This is a genomic window from Bacillus sp. NPDC060175, from assembly GCF_042728695.1.
In the GTDB taxonomy this organism is placed as follows: Bacteria; Bacillota; Bacilli; order Bacillales; family Bacillaceae_G; genus Bacillus_A.
On record NZ_JBHWYR010000002.1, the window covers coordinates 180,569 to 204,823 of the forward strand.

20 protein-coding genes and 1 pseudogene are annotated in these 24,255 nt (G+C 33.2%); 10 read left to right on the forward strand and 11 right to left on the reverse strand.

Annotated elements, in window-relative coordinates; translation table 11 throughout:
• Nucleotides 1–82: 82 nt before the first annotated feature.
• The 7 genes from ACFWDE_RS02110 to ACFWDE_RS02140 form a co-directional block, all read right to left on the reverse strand.
• Nucleotides 83–286 (reverse strand): YbdD/YjiX family protein, encoded by a 204-nt coding sequence (locus ACFWDE_RS02110; RefSeq protein ID WP_002144639.1) that lies wholly within the window; start codon nucleotides 284–286, stop codon nucleotides 83–85.
• Nucleotides 279–2,354 (reverse strand): carbon starvation protein CstA, encoded by a 2,076-nt coding sequence (cstA, locus tag ACFWDE_RS02115; RefSeq protein ID WP_377889707.1) that lies wholly within the window; start codon nucleotides 2,352–2,354, stop codon nucleotides 279–281. The genes ACFWDE_RS02110 and cstA overlap by 8 nt, the downstream gene beginning before the upstream one ends.
• Nucleotides 2,355–2,476: 122 nt before the next feature.
• Entirely contained in the window at nucleotides 2,477–3,193 is a 717-nt protein-coding gene (locus ACFWDE_RS02120) for a LytR/AlgR family response regulator transcription factor (protein ID WP_377889709.1), read from the reverse strand.
• A gap of 209 nt (nucleotides 3,194–3,402) precedes the next feature.
• On the reverse strand, nucleotides 3,403–4,602 hold the full coding sequence (locus ACFWDE_RS02125) for an MFS transporter (RefSeq protein ID WP_002144636.1): 1,200 nt from the start codon (nucleotides 4,600–4,602) through the stop codon (nucleotides 3,403–3,405).
• Between the two features lie 306 nt (nucleotides 4,603–4,908).
• Entirely contained in the window at nucleotides 4,909–5,649 is a 741-nt protein-coding gene (locus ACFWDE_RS02130) for a WecB/TagA/CpsF family glycosyltransferase (protein WP_377889712.1), read from the reverse strand.
• A gap of 21 nt (nucleotides 5,650–5,670) precedes the next feature.
• On the reverse strand, nucleotides 5,671–6,780 hold the full coding sequence (locus ACFWDE_RS02135) for a glycosyltransferase family 4 protein (RefSeq protein ID WP_377889714.1): 1,110 nt from the start codon (nucleotides 6,778–6,780) through the stop codon (nucleotides 5,671–5,673).
• A gap of 95 nt (nucleotides 6,781–6,875) precedes the next feature.
• The gene (locus tag ACFWDE_RS02140; RefSeq protein ID WP_377889716.1) at nucleotides 6,876–8,327 is read right to left on the reverse strand and encodes an O-antigen ligase family protein; all 1,452 of its coding nucleotides are present in this window, start codon (nucleotides 8,325–8,327) and stop codon (nucleotides 6,876–6,878) included.
• A 488-nt stretch (nucleotides 8,328–8,815) separates the two neighbouring features.
• On the opposite strand from ACFWDE_RS02140, the gene ACFWDE_RS02145 reads away from it, so the two are divergent.
• The 3 genes and pseudogenes from ACFWDE_RS02145 to ACFWDE_RS02155 all read left to right on the forward strand — a co-directional run bounded on the left by ACFWDE_RS02145 (nucleotide 8,816) and on the right by ACFWDE_RS02155 (nucleotide 10,871).
• Entirely contained in the window at nucleotides 8,816–9,448 is a 633-nt protein-coding gene (locus ACFWDE_RS02145) for a trimeric intracellular cation channel family protein (RefSeq protein WP_000924380.1), read from the forward strand.
• 241 nt (nucleotides 9,449–9,689) lie between these two features.
• Nucleotides 9,690–10,070: pseudogene (locus tag ACFWDE_RS02150) on the forward strand (protoglobin family protein); the annotation flags it as partial.
• Nucleotides 10,065–10,871, forward strand: coding sequence for a methyl-accepting chemotaxis protein (locus ACFWDE_RS02155; RefSeq protein ID WP_377889740.1), 807 nt, complete (start codon nucleotides 10,065–10,067; stop codon nucleotides 10,869–10,871). The pseudogene ACFWDE_RS02150 and the gene ACFWDE_RS02155, both read left to right, overlap by 6 nt.
• Nucleotides 10,872–10,962: 91 nt before the next feature.
• Here ACFWDE_RS02155 and ACFWDE_RS02160 read toward each other — a convergent pair whose 3' ends face one another.
• The gene (locus ACFWDE_RS02160) at nucleotides 10,963–12,276 is read right to left on the reverse strand and encodes an ArnT family glycosyltransferase (RefSeq protein ID WP_377889719.1); all 1,314 of its coding nucleotides are present in this window, start codon (nucleotides 12,274–12,276) and stop codon (nucleotides 10,963–10,965) included.
• Nucleotides 12,277–12,575: 299 nt separating this feature from the next.
• Between ACFWDE_RS02160 and ACFWDE_RS02165 the strand changes: the two genes are divergently transcribed.
• The 3 genes from ACFWDE_RS02165 (at nucleotide 12,576) to ACFWDE_RS02175 (ending at nucleotide 14,388) form a co-directional block, all read left to right on the forward strand.
• A complete protein-coding gene (locus ACFWDE_RS02165; protein WP_002144630.1) occupies nucleotides 12,576–13,088 on the forward strand; it encodes an acyl-CoA thioesterase in 513 nt (170 codons plus the stop codon).
• A 208-nt stretch (nucleotides 13,089–13,296) separates the two neighbouring features.
• On the forward strand, nucleotides 13,297–14,025 hold the full coding sequence (locus tag ACFWDE_RS02170) for a glycosyltransferase family 2 protein (protein WP_002144629.1): 729 nt from the start codon (nucleotides 13,297–13,299) through the stop codon (nucleotides 14,023–14,025).
• A gap of 6 nt (nucleotides 14,026–14,031) precedes the next feature.
• Entirely contained in the window at nucleotides 14,032–14,388 is a 357-nt protein-coding gene (locus tag ACFWDE_RS02175) for a DUF2304 domain-containing protein (protein ID WP_070145695.1), read from the forward strand.
• Between the two features lie 76 nt (nucleotides 14,389–14,464).
• Here the strand turns inward: ACFWDE_RS02175 and ACFWDE_RS02180 are convergent, their stop codons facing one another.
• The gene (locus ACFWDE_RS02180; RefSeq protein ID WP_002144627.1) at nucleotides 14,465–15,742 is read right to left on the reverse strand and encodes a glycosyltransferase family 39 protein; all 1,278 of its coding nucleotides are present in this window, start codon (nucleotides 15,740–15,742) and stop codon (nucleotides 14,465–14,467) included.
• A 225-nt stretch (nucleotides 15,743–15,967) separates the two neighbouring features.
• Here ACFWDE_RS02180 and ACFWDE_RS02185 point away from each other — a divergent pair, with 225 nt between their 5' ends.
• From ACFWDE_RS02185 to ACFWDE_RS02200, 4 genes are all read left to right on the forward strand, one after another.
• Nucleotides 15,968–16,948, forward strand: a complete 981-nt coding sequence (locus ACFWDE_RS02185; protein ID WP_002144626.1) for a glycosyltransferase family 2 protein — start codon at nucleotides 15,968–15,970, stop codon at nucleotides 16,946–16,948.
• A 93-nt stretch (nucleotides 16,949–17,041) separates the two neighbouring features.
• Entirely contained in the window at nucleotides 17,042–18,463 is a 1,422-nt protein-coding gene (locus tag ACFWDE_RS02190; RefSeq protein ID WP_377889723.1) for an oligosaccharide flippase family protein, read from the forward strand.
• Between the two features lie 322 nt (nucleotides 18,464–18,785).
• Nucleotides 18,786–21,458 (forward strand): YfhO family protein, encoded by a 2,673-nt coding sequence (locus ACFWDE_RS02195; protein WP_377889725.1) that lies wholly within the window; start codon nucleotides 18,786–18,788, stop codon nucleotides 21,456–21,458.
• A gap of 92 nt (nucleotides 21,459–21,550) precedes the next feature.
• On the forward strand, nucleotides 21,551–22,489 hold the full coding sequence (locus ACFWDE_RS02200; protein WP_377889727.1) for a glycosyltransferase family 2 protein: 939 nt from the start codon (nucleotides 21,551–21,553) through the stop codon (nucleotides 22,487–22,489).
• 53 nt (nucleotides 22,490–22,542) lie between these two features.
• Here the strand turns inward: ACFWDE_RS02200 and ACFWDE_RS02205 are convergent, their stop codons facing one another.
• Both ACFWDE_RS02205 and ACFWDE_RS02210 read right to left on the reverse strand, forming a co-directional pair.
• Nucleotides 22,543–23,481 (reverse strand): SDR family NAD(P)-dependent oxidoreductase, encoded by a 939-nt coding sequence (locus ACFWDE_RS02205; protein WP_377889729.1) that lies wholly within the window; start codon nucleotides 23,479–23,481, stop codon nucleotides 22,543–22,545.
• A gap of 58 nt (nucleotides 23,482–23,539) precedes the next feature.
• A complete protein-coding gene (locus ACFWDE_RS02210) occupies nucleotides 23,540–24,112 on the reverse strand; it encodes a TetR/AcrR family transcriptional regulator (RefSeq protein ID WP_377889731.1) in 573 nt (190 codons plus the stop codon).
• Nucleotides 24,113–24,255: the final 143 nt, after the last annotated feature.

Genomic DNA, 24,255 nt, shown 5'->3' on the forward strand with positions numbered 1-24,255 from the left:
CCCTATAATTCCCAAACTTTTTTATTTTGTTGTTCCACGTGGAACAACAAAATAAAAAAGGGACGAAATTTCGCCCCTTCCATTAACAACATCGTGATATTTTTCCGCCTTTTGCATTGAATCTAGCTTCTTGTGCCTCAGCAAAAAATTGTTTTTGACATAGGATTTCCTCTTCTGGATGATGTACTTTCATATGATTTACATATGTTTCATAACTTGGAACTCCGACAAGTAAACTAATAAATTGGTTTCTCTTTCCCCATACCTTCCGTAATCTTTTAAGCATAGTTCCTCGACTCACTTTCGTCTCTTGGAATATATGGAGCCTCTTTTAACGGCATTGGCTTATTTCTTAATACTTGAATCCAAATTCGAAGTGCAGAAATTAATACAGCAATTACAACTATCATAAAAATCCCACAAAGAGCTGCATCAATATAATCATTAAAAATAATTTGTTTCATTTGCGCAACGTTTTTAGCTGGAGCTAATACCTTTCCATCATCTAATGCTCCTTGGAACACTTTCGCATGGGATAGAAACCCTATTTTAGGATTTTCATGAAATAACTTTTGATAACCAGCTGTCATCGTTACAATCAGTAATCCGACGGTTGGGATAAGTGTCACCCAAACATATGCCTTTTTCCCCATTTTGAATAAAATTGTCGTTCCAAGTAATAGTGCAATCCCTGCTAACATTTGATTTGCAATACCGAAAAGTGGCCATAGCGTATTAATCCCACCGAGAGGATCAACTACCCCTTGATATAAGAAGTACCCCCAGCCTAGTACGCATAGCGTTGTAGCAACCACATTCGCTAATGTAGAATCTGTTTTCGCAAACGGCTTGTACACATGCCCTAAAATATCTTGAATCATAAATCGTCCTACACGTGTTCCAGCATCAATCGTTGTTAAAATAAATAGTGCTTCAAAAAGAATGGCAAAATGGTACCAAAATGCCATCATCGCCGTTCCGCCCATTACTTGTGAAAATATATACGCCATACCAATTGCTAATGTTGGTGCACCACCTGTACGTGATAAAATGGTCTGTTCTCCGACATTAACAGCAAGGTCTTTTAATTCATTTGGTGTAATAGCAAATCCCCATGAAGAAATAACTTGAGCTGCCTGCGTTACATCCGTACCGATCAGTGCGGCCGGACTATTAATCGCAAAATAAGTTCCTGGTGTTAATACACAAGCCGCAATCATAGCCATAGCTGCTACAAACGACTCCATTAACATTGCTCCATAACCAATCGGCCTTGCATGTCCCTCCTGTTCGATCATTTTTGGCGTCGTACCTGATGAGACGAGAGCGTGGAATCCAGACACCGCACCACAGGCAATCGTAATAAATAGGAATGGGAATAAGTTCCCTGAGAAAACAGGACCTGTTCCATCAATAAACTGAGATACTGCCGGCATCTTTAAATCTGGAGCTACAACTAAAATGCCAATTGCTAATCCAAGTATCGTTCCTATTTTTAAAAATGTGCTTAAATAATCTCGTGGTGCAAGAAGCATCCAAACTGGTAATGCTGATGCAATGAATCCATATACGATAAGCATAATAGCAATTGTCTCACCACTAAAAGTAAACATACTTGCAAGTGTCGGATTTCCCGCTACATATTGTCCTCCAATAAGAGATAAGATTAGTAGAACAATACCGATTACTGATCCTTCTCCTACTCGCCCCGGCCTAATGTAACGCATGTAAACTCCCATTAAAATAGCAATTGGAATCGTTGCTGCGATCGTAAACATTCCCCATGGGCTTCCAACAAGCGCCTTCACAACTACTAAAGCTAATACCGCTAATAAAATGATCATAATACCTAAAATACCAATCATTGCAATTAATCCTGTAACAGGACCAATCTCATCTTTAATCATTTCTCCTAATGATTTACCATTACGTCTCATTGAAGCAAATAAAATTACAAAATCCTGTACAGCTCCAGCAATAACTACCCCAACAATAATCCAAATTGTCCCAGGTAAATACCCCATCTGTGCCGCCAAAATCGGTCCTACTAAAGGACCCGCCCCTGCAATCGCCGCAAAGTGATGTCCGAATAAAACCCATTTATTTGTCGGAACATAATCCTTACCATCATTTAACGTATGAGCAGGTGTTTGTCTATTATTATCTAGGCCAAAAACTTTCCTCGCTATAAATCTACTATAAAAGCGATACGCAATCGCATACACTGATACAGCAGCAACTAATAGCCATACAGCATTAATTGTCTCACCTTGCGATAACGCTATTACACCAAAAGCAGATGCTCCTAGCGCTGCAATAACTCCCCAAAGTAAAATTGACTTCAATGTTTTCACATACAATCCCCCCATTACTACTTCTTAGTGGAGATTGTACTAAATTTTCTGAATACTTTACTTAAATCCTCCTTATCATGAAGGATTTTTAGATTATCATGTTGAAATTCTCTCATTACTTGTCACAATTCAATTTTATTTCGCAGTCGTTTTACATAATTGCGGCTTACTGGAATCGGTTGCTCATCATACCTGTCTAAATGCAAATTATATGTGCCATTATAATAAGGTTTAAGTTCTTGTACATACGACATATTAATTAAATAGCTTTTATGTACACGTAAAAAATCATATGCATTTAGTTTATTTTCTAATTCCTGAAGTGTATATGTTGAAATATACTGATTATTTGTTGTATAAATTGAAACGGTTTTGTTTTCCTTATTTTTACTTACATATACAATATCTTCTGGGAAAATATATCTAATCCCCTCATGGCCTTCTATCGGCAATTTACGCAAATGACTCTTTGCTTTCTCACCTTGTTCTTTCCCCATTTTATATAAAATGAACTGTAAATCTTCTTCACGAAATGGTCGTAATAAATAATAAAATGCTTGGAAACGAAAAGCTGTAATTGCCTCTTCTATATCCTCACCAATAAAAATAAATTTCGTATAACAATTCACTTCTCGTAACAAACTCGAATATTCAAAACCAGTACCATCCATTAATTGCGAATTTAAAAAAACAAAATCAGGTGTATGTTTTTTCATTATTAGCAAAGATTCTGTTCCAGTTTCCGCTTCAAAGCATTCTACATTTCGAATGTTTTCAATAAAGTTCTCAACTAATTTTCTTCGCTCTTCTGTTTCTTCCATGATAAGTAAGATTTTCATTTATCCATCCACCTAATTCCTTTGTCCATATGTCTTGTTGTATACATTCGCTTTAGTAAGAAACAATCCCTTTTTCTTACTATACCATTATTTATCTAAAAAAACAGAAAAAAGGAAACCACTTTGGTTCCCCTTTTCTTTTATCCCGATTGGTGCGGGCTAACAATCAGTGGTTGATGGACAAAACACCCACTGATTAAAGTTTCACTTTATACTAATTCCCTCTGTTTCGTTTCTTGACCAAGTATAATGACAGCAAGTGCCCCAATTAAAATTGATCCACAGAAAATCGTAAATATTAGCGATAGTGACGCTTGTGAAGCAACTAAATACCCTACTAATAGTGGTCCAAGAATACCACCAATACGTCCAAATGCCGCTGCCATTCCTGCACCTGTACCGCGAATAGTTGTTGGATACTGTTCCGGTGTATAAGCGTATAATGCACCCCAAGCACCTAAATTAAAGAAGGATAGTAACATACCCGCCACTATTAATGCTGTTAATGAATCCGCAATTCCGAACACATAAGCACTACATGCTGTACCAATTAAATACGTAACCAATACAAATTTACGACCAAGACGTTCAATAAACCATGCAGCTGTGAAATATCCTGGAAGTTGAGCTAAAGTCATAATGAGTACGTACTGAAAACTTTTTATTAAACTAAAGCCTTTCAGTACCATTACACTAGGTAACCAAAGGAACATTCCATAATAGGAAAAGACAACACAAAACCATAGAATCCATAACATAATTGTTGCTTTACGATATTCTCCAGACCAAACCGATTTTATGTTTTCAATAACAGATGGCCTTTTTGCAACCTTTTGGAACCTTGGAGAATCGGGTAAATTCCATCTTAAATATAATGCATATAACGCTGGAACTGCACTTAATACCATAGCAACTTCCCAACCGTATTTAGGAATAACAAAATATGAGATAAGAGCTGCGATTAACCAACCACCAGCCCAAAAGCTTTCTAATAGTACAACTATTTTCCCACGTTCGTGTGCTTCAACACTCTCCGATACAAGGGTAGATGCAACTGGAAGTTCCCCGCCAAGTCCCATACCAATTAAAAAGCGTAAAACGAGGAACATTGTGAGTGTCGTCGTTAAAGCCGTTAAGCCACTACCAATAGAAAATAGTAATAATGTAATAATAAAGACTGATTTCCGTCCTATTTTATCTGATAGTATCCCAAAAACGAGTGCCCCTACAGCCATACCAATTGAGTTAATGCTACCTATCCAACCCATCTCTTGAGTACTTAATCCCCACTCTTTTTGCAACGCCACTATTACAAATGAAAGCATTCCAACATCCATTGCGTCAAATAGCCAGCCAAGCCCTGCTATACCAAGTAGCTTTCGCTTCGAAATTTCTTTTACCTTGCTCACAAGAAGTCCTCCTTACACAGGTGTCTTTACACATCATTTTACATGTGTGTATTGCATAAGTAAAATACTTTCGTATAAAAATTTCTCCCTCATCATTCCCAAAAAGTACAATGTTTATCCCGCTATTTGTGGGCAGTAGAACTCCCACCTCAAAATCCAGCTGGAGCAAAGAAGTTAGTTGGGAACCCGCTGCCCGTAAATGCCCGATTGGTGCGGGCTAATAATCAGTGGGGGATGAACAACCCCCACTGATTAAAGTTTCACTTTATCAAAAATAAACAAATAAAAAAAAGTAGCGATGTTCCGCTACTTTTTTGAACGCATTACTTCTTTTAAAAACTCGGCTAGTACTAACTGACGACGCCAGCGTGTTGGATTACTACATAATCTGTAAAACCACTCTAAATGAATAGTTTGTATCCACTTTGGTGCACGCTTTACCTCTCCAGCCCACACATCTAAACTACCGCCTACTCCAACAGCCATTTTCGTTTCTAAACGATGCTTATTGTTTTGGATAAAGTTTTCTTGCCTTGGGAAGCCAAGTGCAACAAGTAATAGGTCTGGTTTTGCCTCTTGAATACGTGAAACAATATTCTCTTCTTCTTCCTGTTTAAAATATCCATCTTGAGTACCCACGATAGATACAGCCGAATATGTCTTCGTTAAATGATTAGCCGCGGCTTGTACAACATGTGGTTTTGCACCTAATAAGAAAACAGATACTGATTTATTCTCTTCTGATAACTTTGCAAATAAATTGCTCATTAAATCAAATCCCGCTACCCGCTCTTTTAAAGGTGTACCAAGCATACCACTTGCTTTTACAACCCCAATACCATCAGGTGTAATTAAATCTGTATTTAATAATATTTTATGGAATTTTTCATCCTTTTTTGCGCACATAACAATTTCAGGATTTGCTGTTACCACCTGAAAAGTATGAGCTTGCTCTAATTCTAGTTGCTTCTTTAAATGTTGGATCGTTTCATCCATTGTCATTGTAGAGAAAGGAACACCTAGAATATCAACCGTTTGTACTGCCATATTTAACTATCCTCTCTATCATTAAAGGTTTTTTTCTATTAATTGCTTATATGTTTCTTTCGTATCTTCATATAATTTTTGAAGTGAGAAGTTCATAGTAGCATGCTCATAAATATGCTTGCCCATTACTGATAACTCTCCAGTTTTCCACTTGTCATACGCCTCTTCTAATGCCGATGCCAATGCCTTGCCATCATCAGTTGGTACAATCCATCCATAAGTTTCATCTGCAATTAACGGTTCGATTTCTCCTGCTCTAGTCACAATTGATGGTACACGTTGATTTGCCGCTTCTAATAAAACTAATGGAAATCCTTCGCTATGGGAAGTTAACAAATTGACATGTGATGAAGCAAATAATTGTTTCACATCTTGACGATGCCCTAAAAATTCAACTTTATCATTAATCCCTTTTTCAGTAGCTAATGCCTTTAGTTCTCTTTCTAACGGCCCATCACCAACTAATAACACTTTAATTTTTTCCAATTTCGTTTGTTGTAACGCATCGAATAAAACTTCATGTCCTTTAACAGGATGCAGACGCGCTACTTGGATTGCCGTAAACACATCTTCGTCAATATTAAACATTTCCTTTTTATTATAGCCATCTGCTTTTTCCTGATCATATTCAATCCCGTTATAAATAACATGCATCTTTTCATTTGAAATACCTAATGCCGCTAAGCTTTTTTTCAACCTATTCGTTACAACAAAAAATAAATCTATATTTTTTAAAGCTTTCAAATTTAACTTAGTAAAAATCCAGCCTTTTAATCCTTGTTTAGTAAAGTCTTGAAATGGATCACTATGAATTGTCGTTACCCATTTTGCCGCGAATTTCTTCTTCATTAGAGAAACAAAGAAATTCGCCCTAGGACCGTGTGTATGAACTACATCAAATTTTTCTTTATTAATGAATTCACTTATGTTCTTTAAAATGGATAAATCATAGCGAGATTTTTGTGAAAACACATGAACTTTTATTCCTAGCTCTCTTGCTTCTTTCGCAACAATTCCATCCTCAAATACTGCTAATTCTACTTCACCAGTTGGGAACTGATCGAGAAGTGAAATAATATGTGTTTTTCCTCCACCATCTTCTGCTCCTGCATTCATATGCAATATCCTCATATTTTTTCCTCCTTTAAATCCTCGCTACATTTCCATCTATCTTTATTTTACTGTACTAAAAAATAAAAGCTAACAAAAGTTAGCTTTTATTTTTATCATTCAATTTCTAAGTCTACAATTAGATAAGCTAACAACACTACAAAGTAAATCCCAACTCCTGGTGCCGTCAAAATATGTCCTGCGATATATGCAATACCTAGTGCTAATACTAAGCTTGCTGTAATCATTCCATATTTTATATTAAATATCTCTTTAAATCTTGTAATAAATGCTAGCAGAATTCTTAAGCCATAATAAATAAATGGAATCATTAGTAATGCAAAGCCAATAATTCCAAAATCATAAAACCAATCATGGAAGTCCATTTCAATTAGCTTCGGATCTGGCTGCTTTTGTTCATTATATTTATAGTTACCTGCGTAACCCATCCCTAACAGTTTCTGTGACATCGGCGCTTCTTTAAAGAACTGCTTATGTCTCTCTTCATATACTTGACGTCCACTGAAAATAAGATTTTCTTGATTTTCTTTCTTTTGCTCTTTCTCAAGCTCTTTCTTAACTTCAGCTTCTACCTTCGCCTTTTCTTCTTGTTTCTCAACTTTATGTTGTTTTTCTTCTTTTTTAATTTTCTCTTTAATTTCTTTTTCTTTTTGACCTTGCTGCGCTACATTTTGTTCTGATAAATAGTTGTTATGAATACCCATATTTTGTGCTAATGGCGTCATTCTAAACGTTCCGACAACACCAGCTAATAGGACAATAGCAATTAATCCATTAAGTACAAGAGACTTTTTGTTTGAATTTCTTCTATCAAATAATAATTGTAGTACGATAATCCCGATTGCTGCTGCTAACGTAGCACCAATTGAGCCCATCCCTACTTTCGTACCAACTTGAATTAACGAGTAAATCATTAAAAGTGATGGAATCCAATATAAAACGTGTTTCACGCTCTTTGTTTTTTGAATAGAATATAGTACCACAATAGGGAAAATAATAGCTAAGATTGACCCTAGTTCATTACCTGCATAGAACCATCCTCGGGAACCAACTTTCATCCACTCATAACTTCCAAAGTCTGTAGAAGTTGTAATAGAAATAACCATAATAGCATTAATAATTAATGTTGAATACACAATGTTATTTCTAACTTTATCGCTAATATTTACTGTCTTCTTCAGTGATTTTAAAGCTAAAATGTATGAGGCAAGCATAATATATATATACAATGCTTTTCCAATGAATTTAACTTCTTCTGCGATTACAATAGGACTCTTGATTAACTTGTTATTAATAAATCCTATTCCTAATATAGCTCCTAGTAATACAAGATAAATCAAAAACTTCCTATTTTCTCTTTCTTTTGCCTGAATTAAAATATAAATACCAGCCATTGCCATAATGAGGAATCTCACCATAATTCCAACTGTCGCATTTACTTTTAATAACTCAATGCTAAGAGAGGTTAATAAATCCAAAACAGGCTGTAAAATAATAAAAAAGAGCAAAAAATGCTCAAATCTAACCCTAGCTTGATTTGCTAACATTCCAAGACCTCCATACAAAATCTTTACATTATCTTTTAATCATAGTTTTCTATCGTTTAAACACACCTAGCAATTATAACATAACTCATATTTAAATTGAGAACTATTTTTTATGCCTAAACAAGTCAAATCAAGCATTATTAATAACAGAAAACATTGTCCTTTAACTATCCTTCCCTGCTCCAATAAAAACTATCTAGCACACCTTGACTCACTTTTGACAACAATAAAACACTTCTTATCATTTTATAATAATATATAAATTATTCCATTTGTAACACCCTTCAACTAATCCACGGTAAAAACTACAAAATTAATCTTTCCGCACTTTTTTCAATTTAATCAATTGCTACTTTCTAAACACTTTCAAACGCTTTCTTTATGTATTTCATCCGTTTTTCTACATGTAGCGAAAAGTAATTGTTATTTCCAAAACTTTAGTGTATATTTTTTCTCTGGAACATCTTTAAGAGGAAGGAATTAAAGCCATGTTATTAATCGATATATTTACGTTTCTTGGCATTATCGCCGCTGCCATTTCTGGTACATTAGTTGGTTTGAAAAAAGATCTAGATTTATTTGGTGTCCTTTGTTTAGCTGTAGCTACTGCGCTCGGCGGCGGTATTATTCGTGATATTATGATTGGTAACCTGCCTCCTGTCGCATTTGTAAAACCAATTTACTTTTTCGTAAGTGTACTATCAGCATTATTCACATGTATGTTTTTTGAGCGCATCAATAAACTTCAAGTTGTTATTATGCTTTCTGATGCTGTTGGTTTAGGTGTATTTACAGCTATTGGTGCAAATGCAGCAATGTCACATCATGTTGACGCCTCGTTTTTAGTCGTTTCGATGGGAGTTATTACAGGTATTGGGGGCGGTATTTTACGTGACATTTGCGCTCAAGATATCCCGTATGTATTCCGAAAGGAGATATATGCAATTGCTTCTATTTTAGGAGCAGTTAGTTTCTTAATTACACATGCAATGGGGGCACACGTATTAGCTTTCTATGTTTGTTTATTAATAACATTCGTTATTCGTGTAGTCACCGTAATATATAATGTACATTTCCCCGTTTTCTTTAAAACACATGCAAAAATTAATAAAGGCCATTAAGAGAATTCTACATAGAATTCTCTTAATTTATATACAATTCCATATACTATAGAGTAATTGTATATAAAAATATATAATTACATTAGAATAAAGAAATGAAAACGTTTTATAAACAGGGGGAAGAATGATGATTGGGGTTTTTAAAAAAAATAAAACAAACACCAGTATAATTGAATTAAGCAAAGGCCAACAAATCATATTTAACGTGCCTGCTAATTCTGAACTAAAAACTCAAATGGATATGCTACATATTTCAAAGGAAGATTTACAAATTGTGAAAGTATTACAGCCGTTTATTTATGAGGAAATAGATTGGATCACAGAAAAATTCTACACCAACATCACAAAACAACCTAATTTAATTGCTGTTATTGAACGCTACAGCTCTATTCCCAAATTAAAACAAACTTTAAAGACACATATTAAAGAATTGTTCAGCGGGAATATGAATGAAGATTTTATTGAACAACGTGTTAGAATTGCAAAAAGGCACGTACAAATTGGTTTACATAGAAAATGGTATACTGCTGCTTATCAAGAATTATTCCGCTCCGTCATGAAGATTTTGCAAACGAAAATTTCAACGATAGACGATTTTTCTTATTCTATAAACGTAATAAATAAATTATTCACATTAGAACAAGAACTTGTTATTGCAGCTTATGAATCCGAATATGAAAGAATCCAAAAAGAACATGAAAAAGAAAAAGAACTGACAGCTATGACGATTACACATATTGCAACAGAACTAGCGGCAGTATCTGAAAAAACAAGCTCTTCTATTCAACAGTTAACATCTAAATCAGAAAGTATCGTAGGAATTGCAAAAACAGGTACATCATTAGCTACGACATCAGAAGAAAAGGCCAATAAAGGCAAAGAACAATTAAATCTGCAAAACAAACGAATGGAAAGCATCCAAACGAATATGGAAACTATCATTACTGATACTCGTGAACTTCTTGATATTTCTAACAAAATTAACGAAATCATTGATATTGTAAAATCAATTGCTGAGCAAACAAATTTACTAGCATTAAATGCTGCTATTGAATCTGCACGTGCTGGCGAATTTGGTAAAGGTTTTTCAGTCGTAGCAGGAGAAATCCGAAAGTTATCAGAGCAAACGAAAGAATCAATTTCCAACGTTACAAAACTCGTTGAAAAAACTAATGAACAAATTATACACGTCTCTTCTTCCGTGGAACAAATAAGCTCTCTCGTATCTGAAGGGACAGATAGTATGCATGCGACAGACCAATATTTCCAAGAAATCGTAAAAGATATGTCTAACTCTAAAGAACAAAATAAAAAAATTGAAAATGAATTAGAAACTATTTCACAAGTAATGAAGAGCATTCAAGACGATTCCTCGAAAATGGCCTTAACAGCGGATAATTTACAACTAGAACTAAACCGGTAAGGCGAATCGATACAAAGTGGAGATTCTTCATCTCCACTTTGTATTCATCCTTATCATCCATCTACAAAAAAAGAATCCGAAATGGATTCTTTTATTTTCTGAAAAAGATTTTTTGGCAATAAAAATAACTCATATAAACACCAAAGCTTTGTACAATAAACAAAGCTGGCATAATAACATTATAATATGCCACCTCTACTTGAAAGAGCCTTAACAATATGTAGCCAGTAATTAATAATACAAACAACATATATCCTTCATTTTGTTGTTTCTTGATTAGAAAATGTAATAAAGCTATGGCCATAAACAATGTCACCACTATATATATAAGCTTTTCACTTTTAAATAGAATAGAGTTTGTTCCCTCATCTGAAAATTTGTTAATAACCGGTTTTAAGGGTTTTAATCTTTCTTCTTCAATTTCTTTCAACTCTTGATCAATATGCTCTTTTACACTTTGATTTTTGGATATTTTTTCTTCACTTTGACTTTTTCCAATTAAAACAGTTTGAACATAAGTCTCATTAGAAATTGTATACTGTGACATTCCCATCATCTTGATACCATAACTCACACCAAAATGAGTACTATAAAATACAATAAGGAATCCTATCATTTTTAATAGTAATTTTTGTTTCGCCCCTGATTGAAACACTTCAATTAACAGCACATATGCAGCTATAAAAATAGGTAAAAATAACCCCATCGGAAAAATCATATTGCTAAATGCAAATAAAACAGCTGAAATTACCCACATATAAGGATGGTCTAATCCCTTATATAAAAATATGTAACAAGCACAATAAAATAAAAATATTGCGAGTGATTCCGCCGTTAATACAGAACTCATAAATATATTTGGAATATATAAAGCGTAAAATATTGATGCAATACGACCACACTCTTCACCAAAGACCATTGACGCAATGCGATAAATGAAAAATGCAGTTCCTGTACAAAATAAAATATTAAATAGTTGTAAAGCGAATACCGTATCACCAAATATACGAATGATGATCGATTCATAAATAATAAAAGGTAACTGTGCTACATGCCCTATATTATTGCCAATTGCAATCTGCTTTGCAGACTCATACATAGCTTTCATATCACCTATCATTGGACCATCTACAAATAGAACTGTGATAAGTCTTACAACTATAGACATGCTTATAAGAAAAACAAGAAATTGTTTATCTGTAAAACGATATTGCAAAATTGATGCTACTAACAAAATAAGAATAACAAAAATCACTAATACGATTGTTATACTTGTTGTACTTCCCTCAAAAAATTGCTTACTTGTTTCAAAAGCCGACCAACAACTATAGACAAAAAATGCGAGCATCGCACCAATCATTATTTTACTGAAGAAAGATGAGAAATTTGTTTGTATATGATTCATATGTCCATTGCACCTCTATTTCCATTCATAACAAAACGATTCTATCATGAATAGGCACAAGGTTAACAGGGAATTTCTATGACAAATACATGGTCATTACTTTTTCACTTGCAATGTAAGCGAATCCTCTTTTACACTACATTTTAGATAAAATAAATTTTCTTTCAGTTACATGAATACAAATACAGAAGTTTAACTAATCATCTTTTAGAATACACTTTACTTCATTAAGTATCTAAGATGAGTATTCCACTTACACATTTCATTCTGATTGAAAACAGACTATAGGGGCTGAATATATGGAAAAGAAATTCATGCGAGAATCAAAAGCAATTAAAACAACACGTGTTTTTCCGAACGATTTAAATAATCACCAAACACTTTTCGGGGGAAAATTATTAGCAGAAATTGATAGTATTGCTTCAATTGCAGCTGCGAGACATAGCCGCAAACATTGCGTAACAGCATCTATCGATTCCGTTGATTTTTTAACTCCAATTCACCAAGCAGATTCTGTTTGTTATGAAGCATTTGTATGCTATACAGGGAAATCTTCAATGGAAGTTTTCGTAAAAGTAATTGCAGAGAATTTATTAGCAGGCGAACGTAGAATTGCTGCTACTTGCTTCATTACATTTGTGGCAATAAAAGATGGAAAGCCTTCGTCCGTACCACAAGTACTCCCTGAAACTAAGGAAGAACATTGGTTACACACAACCGGTTTAGAACGCGCGGAAAATCGAAAAAAGGGACGTTTAAAAAGTAAAGAGATGGCTGAAGTTTTAACTTTAAGTAAGCCTTGGAATATTTAACATAATCTTCTCATCATACATGCACGGGCTCTTCCTTGCATGTATTTTTTATTATAAAAAATATTATCTCTTGCCTTTATATTCAGTGGCCCCTCCTAAAGTCACCCATCAGTTTTTCCTTTATTTCCTTATACTATTAATGGTATATTAAGTACAGTTGTTTAAAAATAACCATACTGTAGTTAAATATGTAAGGGGTGGTGCGATAATGTCTATCGAGGTACCAATTTCAATACCAAAAACGTTAATTATTATTCCAGCATATAATGAGGAAGAAGCAATTGCAGATACATTAACAAGATTATTAGAACTAAAACAACATTTTACAAAATTAAGCATTTGCGTTATTAATGATGGTTCACAAGATAAAACAGCTCAAATCGTAAAAAATTTCCCTGTTCATCTTATTAATTTACCATATAATCTGGGCATCGGTTCAGCTGTACAAACTGGCTATAAATATGCATATGAGAATGGATATGATATTGCGATTCAGTTCGATGCTGATGGACAACATAATCCGGATGATTTATACAAAATTATACAGCCTATTGCTGAAGGCCAATGCGATATGGTGCTAGGTTCACGCTTTACAGAAAAAACAGCTTATAAAGGTAGTATTTCAAGAAGAATCGGTATTTTTTATTTTACTGCCCTATTGAAAGTGTTAACGAAACAAACATTTATGGATCCAACTTCTGGATATCGTGCTATCAATCGAGAAGTAATTAAGATTTTTGCACACAATTATCCAAAAGATTATCCAGAGCCAGAAGTCCTTATTCATTTAAAAAAGAAAAAACTTCGCATTAATGAGATATCTGTAAATATGCAAGAGCGACAAGGTGGACAATCTTCCATCACACCTCTTAAATCTGCATATTACATGGTTAAAGTAAGCCTTGCTATATTGATGCAAAAAATCGTGAAAGGTTGATAGTGAATGCATATAATTACCTTTTCATTCATCTTCATTTTGTTATTATTCTTCTTAATTATTAATTCTATTCGTCGTGGGACTTTAGAAACAAAATATGCTATTTTGTGGATTTTTGTTTGTGTTGCAATGGCTATTTTAAGTTCTACTGATAAAATTATAAATTGGATTGGAAAACTATTAAAAGTAGAATATCCACCATCCATTTTATTCTTATTTGGATTATTATTCTGTTTCATCTTAATTTTTGACCTAACAAGAAAAATTTCTAAGCTACACCATCAACTTGTAACATTAACGCAAGATTATGCATTATTAAAGCAAAAATTAAACGTAACGCAAACTGAAACAGATAACGAATAATTTTTTCTATTTAAATACTAATATATGCAAAAAGCCCCTTAATTCTTCTAAGAATCAAGGGGCTTTTCATTTCAAACTATTTGTTTCTAGTTAATAGTTTACTAATTTTCATAACCGTTGCCACGGTCCCTACTCCAATTATAATAAATAAGTATGGGATTAATGGTAATGCATATCTTTCATATGCAGCATAAAAGCATGTTAAAGCTGTTTGCAGTAAAAGGATTGACCATAAAAATGTAGTCTCTCTCCACCTTTTTAAAAGGAAGATAAATGAAAGTATTGTACATATTAAGAACATCGTCTTAATAAAATTATGTATTTCATTCATATCCTTTGCAGAAACATTGAATACTTCAATATTATGCTCTATAGAATAATACGGTTTTTTCCACATAATTTCTGGCTTCAAGATTAAATAACTCTCTATCATGGAATTCTTATCTGTTTTCCACCATTCTTTCATTTTATCTTTCGCTATTTTTTCTTCTAATTCCATAAATTCATGTGCTTCCAGGTTAGGGTACTTTGCGTGTAATTCTATTTCAAGTTCTGCCATATTCTTACCTTCTGGGTAACCTTTCCCTTGATACGTTCCAAGTAATAACGGATTCCCTGCCCCAGCAGTTAGTGGAATAAATTTATCAAATTGAATGTAATTGCGGGCCCACCATGGTCCAAGTACGATAAGTCCTATTCCTATACTTATAATCGCTTGCTTCATCATAACGCGGAATGGATAGCGCTTCATTAAGAGATATATAAATAATGGTATTGGATATAAAGCAACTTGTACGCGTAAGTACAATGCTAAAAAGTAGAAAATTAATACAATTAGAAAATGTTTCGTTTTATGAGTATCAGCTAATTTTAAGCTCCAATATAATAATCCCAATGAAAAGAATAAAAACGGTCCTTCTGTTAAAGTTAAATTTTCCATAACAATCTCTGGAGGATACACAGCTAATAAGAAAGCACCTATTAATCCTGCAGCGGGATTCAATAAATAAGTACCAATCTTATAAGTTAGTAAAATACTAAGTACCCCTAATAGGATAATAATTAATTTAGCTACAAAAAGGCCTTCATTACCATTTCCAAAAAAGTAAAATACAGTAGCTAAAAACGCTGGAAAACCTGGCATAATATGAATAGTTGGTTTATCCGGCTCATGATATGTTAACATTCCTGTTTCCAATAAAATAGTTGCCGTTTTTTGATAACCTATATCATCGCTAGCTATAGTCAAATCTGCACCATGTGTTTGTAAAGTTGCAAAACGAAGTGCAAAACCGACTATCATAATAATCCCTAAAAGGATTATATTAGATTTGCGAGTAAATCGCCCTAACATCTCATCTTCTCCCTTCGGATACATAATTTTCAAATTACATTTCTATATTTTTACAAGACGATACATTCTATAATAAATACTTTCTATACAAAGTACAACAATAGAAAGTTGATTTACAAAGTTTATATGCGTTAAACTGATACAGATGTTCTTGTAATCTTCTTCCTTTCAAAAGGCTTGTATATATGGTGCAAGACATAAAAAATTTGAGGAGATAAAAATTCTATGATGGAACAAAAACAACTTGTTTCTGTTGTCATACCCCTGTATAACACAGAAAAATATATTGAAGAAACGATGCAGTCAATACTAGATCAAACATATAAAAACATTGAAATTGTAATTGTAGATGATGGAAGTAAAGATCAATCACCTTCTATCGTAAAAGATTTTGCAGAAGAATATCCAGGTCAAGTAAAATACGTTCACCAAAAAAACCAAGGTGTTTCAGTAGCCCGTAATACAGGGATTGAAAATGCTAGCGGAGAATACGTCGCTTTCCTTGATAGTGACGACTTATGGCATCCAACTAAAATTGAGAAACAAATCGAGAGTATGCATAAAAACAACATGAACGCGTGCTATTGTGGTTATATGAATTTCCACGAAGAAACAGGTGAAAAGGTTGAGCATACAACAAGCTTTATTAAAGGTGATATGACAAAAGCTTTCTTAACGCATCAAGTTGTTGCGCAAACAAGTACTTGGATTTTCAAAAGATCTATCGTGCTGGATCATAACATTCGTTTCACACCAGGGTGTAGCTGGGGAGAAGACTTAGAATTTCTATTTAAATTAATGAGTGTAACAAACGTATGCTATGTAGATGAATATTTGACATATTACCGAATCTTATCAGAAGGAAATCTTTCTTCAAAGTATAAAGATTATGAATTAAAAACAACAAAAGAATTAGAAGTGTTTAATCGAATGAAAGATTGGGTTCATAATAAATCACAAGACTTAATCGTGAATGATTCTACAGAACTTCTTGAAATCCTTGAAACTTACCTATTCCCATATACGGTCATTAATAACGCTTGTATATACATTAAGGGCAACTCTAAATTAGACAAATCACAAGTTCAACTAATCAAAAGCGATATAAAGAAATATTGTCGCAAAATTTATCCAAAAAACGGAAAGCGAAGCAAGAAGTTATACGCGATGCTTTGGTTTGTACGAATCAAGTTTATGTTTTCTTAAATAAAAAATAAGCTTCTAAACATTCTTTCCGTAAACAAATCAAATTTACAAATAGGACGAAGTGCGTCCTGAAAAATAGAAAGGTCTTGTTCCATGAAAACAAATAAAATCCTTAAAAACGCCTCCTACCTATTTGTAGGAAATATTACTGTTCGATTTGTACTTGCTATTGCCACCATTCTCTTTGCAAGATATGTTTCACCAGGTGAGTATGGGATGTTTACAGCTGCATTAGCAGTTTCCGCTGTTATTTGTTATTTTACAGATGCAGGTTTGACACATACGTTTATGCGTGAAGGAACGAGAGGCGACGCTAACATTAGCGTATTAATAAGTAGTTATTTACGTATTCGGTTAGTATTAGCTATCGTAATTTCTGTGCTCTTCGCTATTTTCGCTCAGTTCTTCTACACTGATGCTTACTTACGTGCGATGGTATATTGGGTCGTACTACCAACCATGTTTGGAGCCACTTTACAAGGGGTTGGGATGGCTTACTTCCAAGTAACAGAACGCATGCAATTTACAGCGATTATTTCTGTACTACAAGGTGTTACAGCCGCAGCTGCTCTTCTGCTAGGGATGTCATTTAAGTGGTCACTTATGATGGTCGCTGCCATGTACGGAATATCTAGCCTTGTAACAGGAGTCATTGCCTTTATAATGACAATCCGCTATACAACAATTCATAAGGGCTGGGATAAAGGCATTTTAGATCAATTACTTATTTTCACAATCAATGGCGTTATCATTATGCTCTTGCCACAGTTAGGTCCCATTATATTACAAAAAGTTTCAACGAATGAGCAAGTTGGATTCTTTGGGGCCGCCTCTAAAATACCTGCTGTACTTTATCAAATACCCGGTGTAATTGCAGCAGCCTTTTATCCAAAATTGTTTGCCTTTGGAAATGAAAAGAATATTGATGAACATAGAAAACTATCTCAGTTCGAATTAAAACTTATGTCTTTCTTAGGAATGGGAATTTCTATCCCATTTATCGCCGATCCAAGTTTTTGGATTGTAACTTTATTAGGTGAAAAATATGCATTAGCTGGTGATGCCCTTGCAATTTTAGCCTTTATGGTCATTTTACAATCTATCAACTATCCACTTGCTGATAATTTAACAACAGTTGGTCAACAGTGGAAGCGTGCGACAACGATGGGAATTGGATTGGCCGTTGCCATCATAAGTTACATCGTATTAGGTAGCCAATTTGGAATGATGGGAGCTGCGGGAGCTGCTATCATTACTGAGGTTACTTTATTAATCGGATTTACTTTATTCGTTCGTAAAGGATTTACTTTACTATTCAAAGGGATTGTATTTAATACACTAGCATTTATAATCAGTTACGCCCTATACCGCACAGTATTAATTAACTTACCACCACTGGTAGCTCTAACACTTACTGGTATATTATACGGTATTATTGGCCTTGCAATTGATCCACAAATACGCGGGTTGATTTTAGGATTTGTAAATAAAAAATTAGTTCGTAAAAACGCTTAAAAGCCAAAAGCTTTTCCTATTAAGAATGGAAAAGCTTTTGGCTTTTTATATACCATCATTTACAGAACATAAACTCTGAAGACTGCACTTCATTATTCTCGAATTTTCAGTGGTTAAAAATGCTATATATTCCATGTCAAATTGACTTACTTTCTGAGAATGCTTTATACTAAATTACAAGTGAACTATGAAATTCAATGCTTGTAAAATATATATGATACAACAAAAATATATATTTTTTTATGCTAAAACTAAAAAACACACCTTTATAATTGGTGTGTTTTTATATGTAACAACTTTCAAAGGAGGATTATAAATTTTTATGAGCATAAAGCCGAACAATAAGATTTTCTCAAAGAAAACTATAATGATTATTCCGATATTATTATTGTGTGCTTTTGCTTTTCATTATTTCTTTTTAACATCTAATCAAATCTTTTCTGGTACAGGTGATGCATTAAGCCAATTTGGTTTCTTTACATTTCTCCTGCAACATGCCTTTAAAGATGGTAATCTTTTTTGGTCTTTTGATTATGGATTAGGTGGAGATTTATTTGGAGAGTTTAGTTATTATTACAGTACAGCACCGTTCTTCTGGATTACGCTGTTACTTCCTAAATTAAATATTGAACAAATCTATGATATGAAATTATACATGAGTATTTTAAAAAACTTTTTAGCTATGTTATTCATGTATGGTTCTTTACGTTATCATAATAAAACAGTCTTCTCATCTTTTATTGCTGCTATTATGTATGGTGGATGTATTACTTTTATGCGCCATTCATTACTTTGGGATTTCATGGCTGATGCCATCGTATTTTTACCATTAGTAATATGGGGACTTGATAAATATATTATAGAAAAGAAACGTGGACTTTTCTTAGTAGCTGCTACTTTAATGTTAGCATCGAACTTTTATTTTGCTTTTATCACAAGTATTTTCATTTTCATTTACGCATTTTTCCAATACTTTGCCACACAGCAAAATAAAACAATCGTCTCTTTTCTAGCCTATTATATTAAAATTGGATTATTATACGGTCTATCACTTGGCTTGGCTGCAGTTTGCTTTATTCCATCAGTCAATGCGGTATTTAGTGCGGATCGGTTAACGAAGAAATTTGATATACCTTTATTCTTTGAAGATACATTTTATAAAGATCTAATGGAAACTATCTTCTTCGTATATGATGCTGAAAATCATCAATTAGCTTTACCAGCTTTAATTTTATTCCTAATCATATTTGGAATGTTTATACGTGATAAACTTGTTAAAAATAAAGTACTCTTTACATTTTTCATGTTCATTCTGTTTATGCTTCCGTATACATACTCTGTATTTAATGGTTTCTCAGCAATGCAATATAGATGGCTTTATTTATTTGTATTTGTAATTGCTCAAACTATAGCATACATCTTAGATTGGATGATTGTTCATAAGAAAGAACATAAATTACCTTATATAATGAGTTCATTAGTATCAATAGGATTATTCCTTTATGCATTTTATAGAAAAGTAAATATAAATGTAAGTGATAAACCTTTACAGGTAGTTGACAATATTTTAATCGGAACTATCGTTCTTTCTCTCATTACAGTATGTTTATGGCGTTATCTTTCTAAACCTTTCATACAATTTTTAGTTGTAGTGAACGTACTCGTTAGTACAATTTCCATGAATTACATGTATGCTAATAATATACTTAGTACCGTTTTCGGACAAAGCAATGCTACAAAAGAAGCTTTACATGTATCTGGCTATGATAACAAAGATGAGATTGCTGCCATTCGTTATATACAAGAATATGATAAAGACTTTTATCGTATTCTTAACCCAGGTAGCGCCCATAACACACCAATGTTACAAGGTTATCATGGTACAAGTACGTACCAAAGCTTGATTAATTATTATGTTCATGACTTTATGAAAAATAAATACAACGTATTCCAAGGGTTCGACACTCCTTCGATGTTCTTCCAAGTTGATAGTCGACTACTACTTGAAAATATGTTAGGTGTAAAATATCGCGTACTAAGCGCTGATACAAATCAAAAAAATATTCCATATGGATATAAACTATTAAAACAAGTAGGACCGTATAATATTTACAAAAATGACTATGCTTTACCGTTAGGGTATGTATATGATTCTGGTATAAGTGAAGAAGAATTTTCTAAATTAAACTTCGCTCAGCGTGACCAATTATTATTACATGCTGTAGTCGTTAATAATGGAAAAGACTTTTCATTAACTCATTTTGATAAAAAGAACCTTAATTCAAAAGCGGTATCTATCAAAATGGAAAAAGTACAACTAGAAAATATGGAAAAAGAGAATAATAAACTCATTGTCCATGGCAATGGAAATATGATTGTACCTATAAATTATCCTAATACTCCTGGAGATTTAATTGTAGAATTAAAGATAAAAAATAAAGGTTCATTCCATGCAGTAGTTAACGGGAAAGATATGGGGAAAGGTGAAGACACTGGTGCATACTCATATCCTTTAGAAAGATTTGTTTATAATTTAGGTAAAGACGATCGTCCAGACCAACTAACTATTTCTATTGATGCACCAGGTGAATACGAACTTGAAGACTTACAAGCAAATATCGTAAATTACGAAGGTGTACAAAAAGAAACAAAAAAACTAACTGAAAATAGACTTCAAAATATTTATTATAAAAACAACTATTTAAAAGGTGAAATCAACTCAAAAAAAGATGGATTACTATATTTATCTGTTCCATATAGTAAAGGTTGGACTATAAAAGTTGATGGAAAAGAAACAGAATTCACGAAAGCAAATTCTGCCTTTATTGGCGTCCCAATTACAAAAGGAGCACATGTAATCGAAATGACTTATGTTACACCTTACTTTAAATTAGGTATGATTATATCAATTATTTCACTAATTATTTGTGTAGCCTTACTAGTTTTTACAAATCAAAAAGGACGCCGAAAATTGTCTTTTAAAAAGCAGCAATGAGCACTCAATAAATCATGAAGCTATCCAAAGCGGATAGCTTCATGAAAAATATTAAATAACGTTTTAACCATTATAAACAAGGAGGGTCAAAAATGACTCTTTCAATAATCGTACCATGCTACAATGAAGAAAAGATGCTTCGAGCCTTTTATTCAGAGACTTCTCTAGAAATTCATAAATTAACTACCGATTATGAATTTGTTTTTGTAAATGATGGTAGTAAAGATGATACATTAAATATTCTACGTGATTTGGCAAATTCAGATGCAGCTGTTCATTATATATCATTTAGTCGGAATTTCGGCAAAGAAGCCGCTATGTTAGCTGGTTTAAAATACGCTACAGGTGATGCAGTTGTTATTATGGACGCCGATTTGCAACATCCTCCTACACTAATAAAAGAAATGTTAGAAGGATATAACGAAGGTTACGACCAAGTTATTGCAAAAAGAACAAGAACAGGTGATTCACCCGTTCGCTCTTTCGTTTCTCGTCTATACTATAAAGTGATGAATAAGTTTGTAGATATTGAACTAGTAGACGGCATTGGAGATTTTAGACTTTTAAGTAGAAGAGCTGTTGATTCTCTATTATCTTTAAGCGAATACAATCGCTTCTCAAAAGGTTTATTCTCCTGGATTGGATTTAATGAACTAATTATTGGATATGAAAATGTATTACGTTCTGATGGAGAAAGTAAATGGACTTTTTCTAAATTGTTAAATTACGGAATAGATGGTGTTATCTCATTCAATAATAAACCATTAAGACTATCCATATATCTTGGATTATTAACAACTATTTTAGGGATTTTATACGTAATTACTACATTTATTCAAATTATTGTTGGTGGTGTTGAAGTCCCAGGATACTTCACTTTAATTTCCGCTATATTATTTATTGGTGGTATTCAACTCATTTTCCTAGGTGTTATGGGTGAATACATCGGTCGCATTTATTATGAAACGAAACGTAGACCACATTTTATTGTAGCTGAAAAGAAGGTTAGTGAGGTCAAGCAAAAAGCGTAATATAAAAAAAGTTATTTCTATCTACAGAAGTAACTTTTTTTATATACTAATATTTATACACCTTTATGTTGCATAGATATAATCGTTTCTTTTAGCCCATTATAATAAGAAGTTTTTGGTATATTCCCAATATACCTCTCATATTTCTCTCCGCTTAATACAACAGGATTTTCTGTCAAATATAGCATTTCCACAAATTCTTTCATCTGCTTATCAAATAGTCCGATTAAATTTATCATACCTTTTTTTACTGTCATTACTGGTTTTGTATATCCCGTTAATTCTTGTATATGTTGAATCATCTCTTCACCTGTAATGACACCATAACCCGGTATGTTCCAATTTTGTCCATAGGCCTCATCACGTAAAGCTAATTCAATCATTGCTTTTGCACCGTCTGGCGTGAAAATATACTCACGTGCAATCTTTTTATCCCCAACAAAACTTGATAACTTATTTGCAAGTACACCTTTTAAAGTATGATGAACAAGCGTGCTTTCTGCATTCGGACCATAGAAATCTGGAAAGTGAGCAATAAACATTTTTACACGAGCTTGTTTTGCCATCATTTCTAGCTGTAACCGAATTTTACCTTTCTTCGTATGTGGTGCCTTTTTAACTTCTTCCACTACAGGTTCTTCCCCTTGCCTCCCATACGCATAAATATTATCAACTATCCCTAACTTACTGTCGTAATACCTTGCTACTTCTAATATATTTTTTAATAATTTTGGTTGCTTCTTCTCCCAATCTGAATATGGAATGTTTACAGCATGAAATATAATATCAACGCCTTTCGCAGCTTCCATTATATCCTCCTGTATAAATACATCTCCCGCTACAACTTTCACATTTTCTTCTCCAGAAAATAATATCTCTAATTTCTCTTTATTCCTTGCAAAGGCCACTACATGAATTCCTCTGCTACATAATTCTTTTACAATTGCATACCCCATTGATCCAGATGCTCCTAGCACTAAAGCTTTTTTCATTATATATCCCCCCTAAATTAATTAACCGATGTTCAATTAATATTAAAAAGAAAATCACTTACATAAGAAGTGATTTTGAAATAAACTCCACGTGTACTTTAGCTAATCCTTTTACTTCTTCAAATGTTTGATCATTCCCACAATAGTGTGCCACAAACCCATGTAATGATAGAAAAACAGACCATATTGTCATTACATTTACCTTCTCATTACACAAAGAAGATACAACAGTAGCAAATTTTTCGTAACTAACATTTGGGCCATCTGCTAAACATTCTTTTAACTCATCATCTCTAATTAAAAACATGATTTCATAATGACTTTGATTTTGCAAACCAAATTCAATAAAACCAAATAAAACAGCTTTCAATTGTTCCTCTTGTGATAAATTTTGATCATTAATCTCATCTAATTTTTGATTTAGTAATTGAAAATCTTGCTCTACCATCGCATAGAAAAGCTCTGCTTTATTTTTAAAATGATAATAGATGGCACCATGGCTATATCCTAGTTCTGTTGCAATTTTACGCATTGAAGTATGCTGATAACCTAATTTTATAAATAAGTCTCTTGCTACATTCATAATCATTTCTCTCGTTAATTCTTGTTTAACTGCCCTTCTTGGCGACATTTTTCATACCTCACAATTTAATTGACCACTGTTCAATTAATATTATAACCTTTCCCCAAAAAAATACAATGAGTTTCTTACAAAAAGATACATTTTGAAAGGATAGCATTATACTCAATAATTTAGTATCATGATTCAAGGTA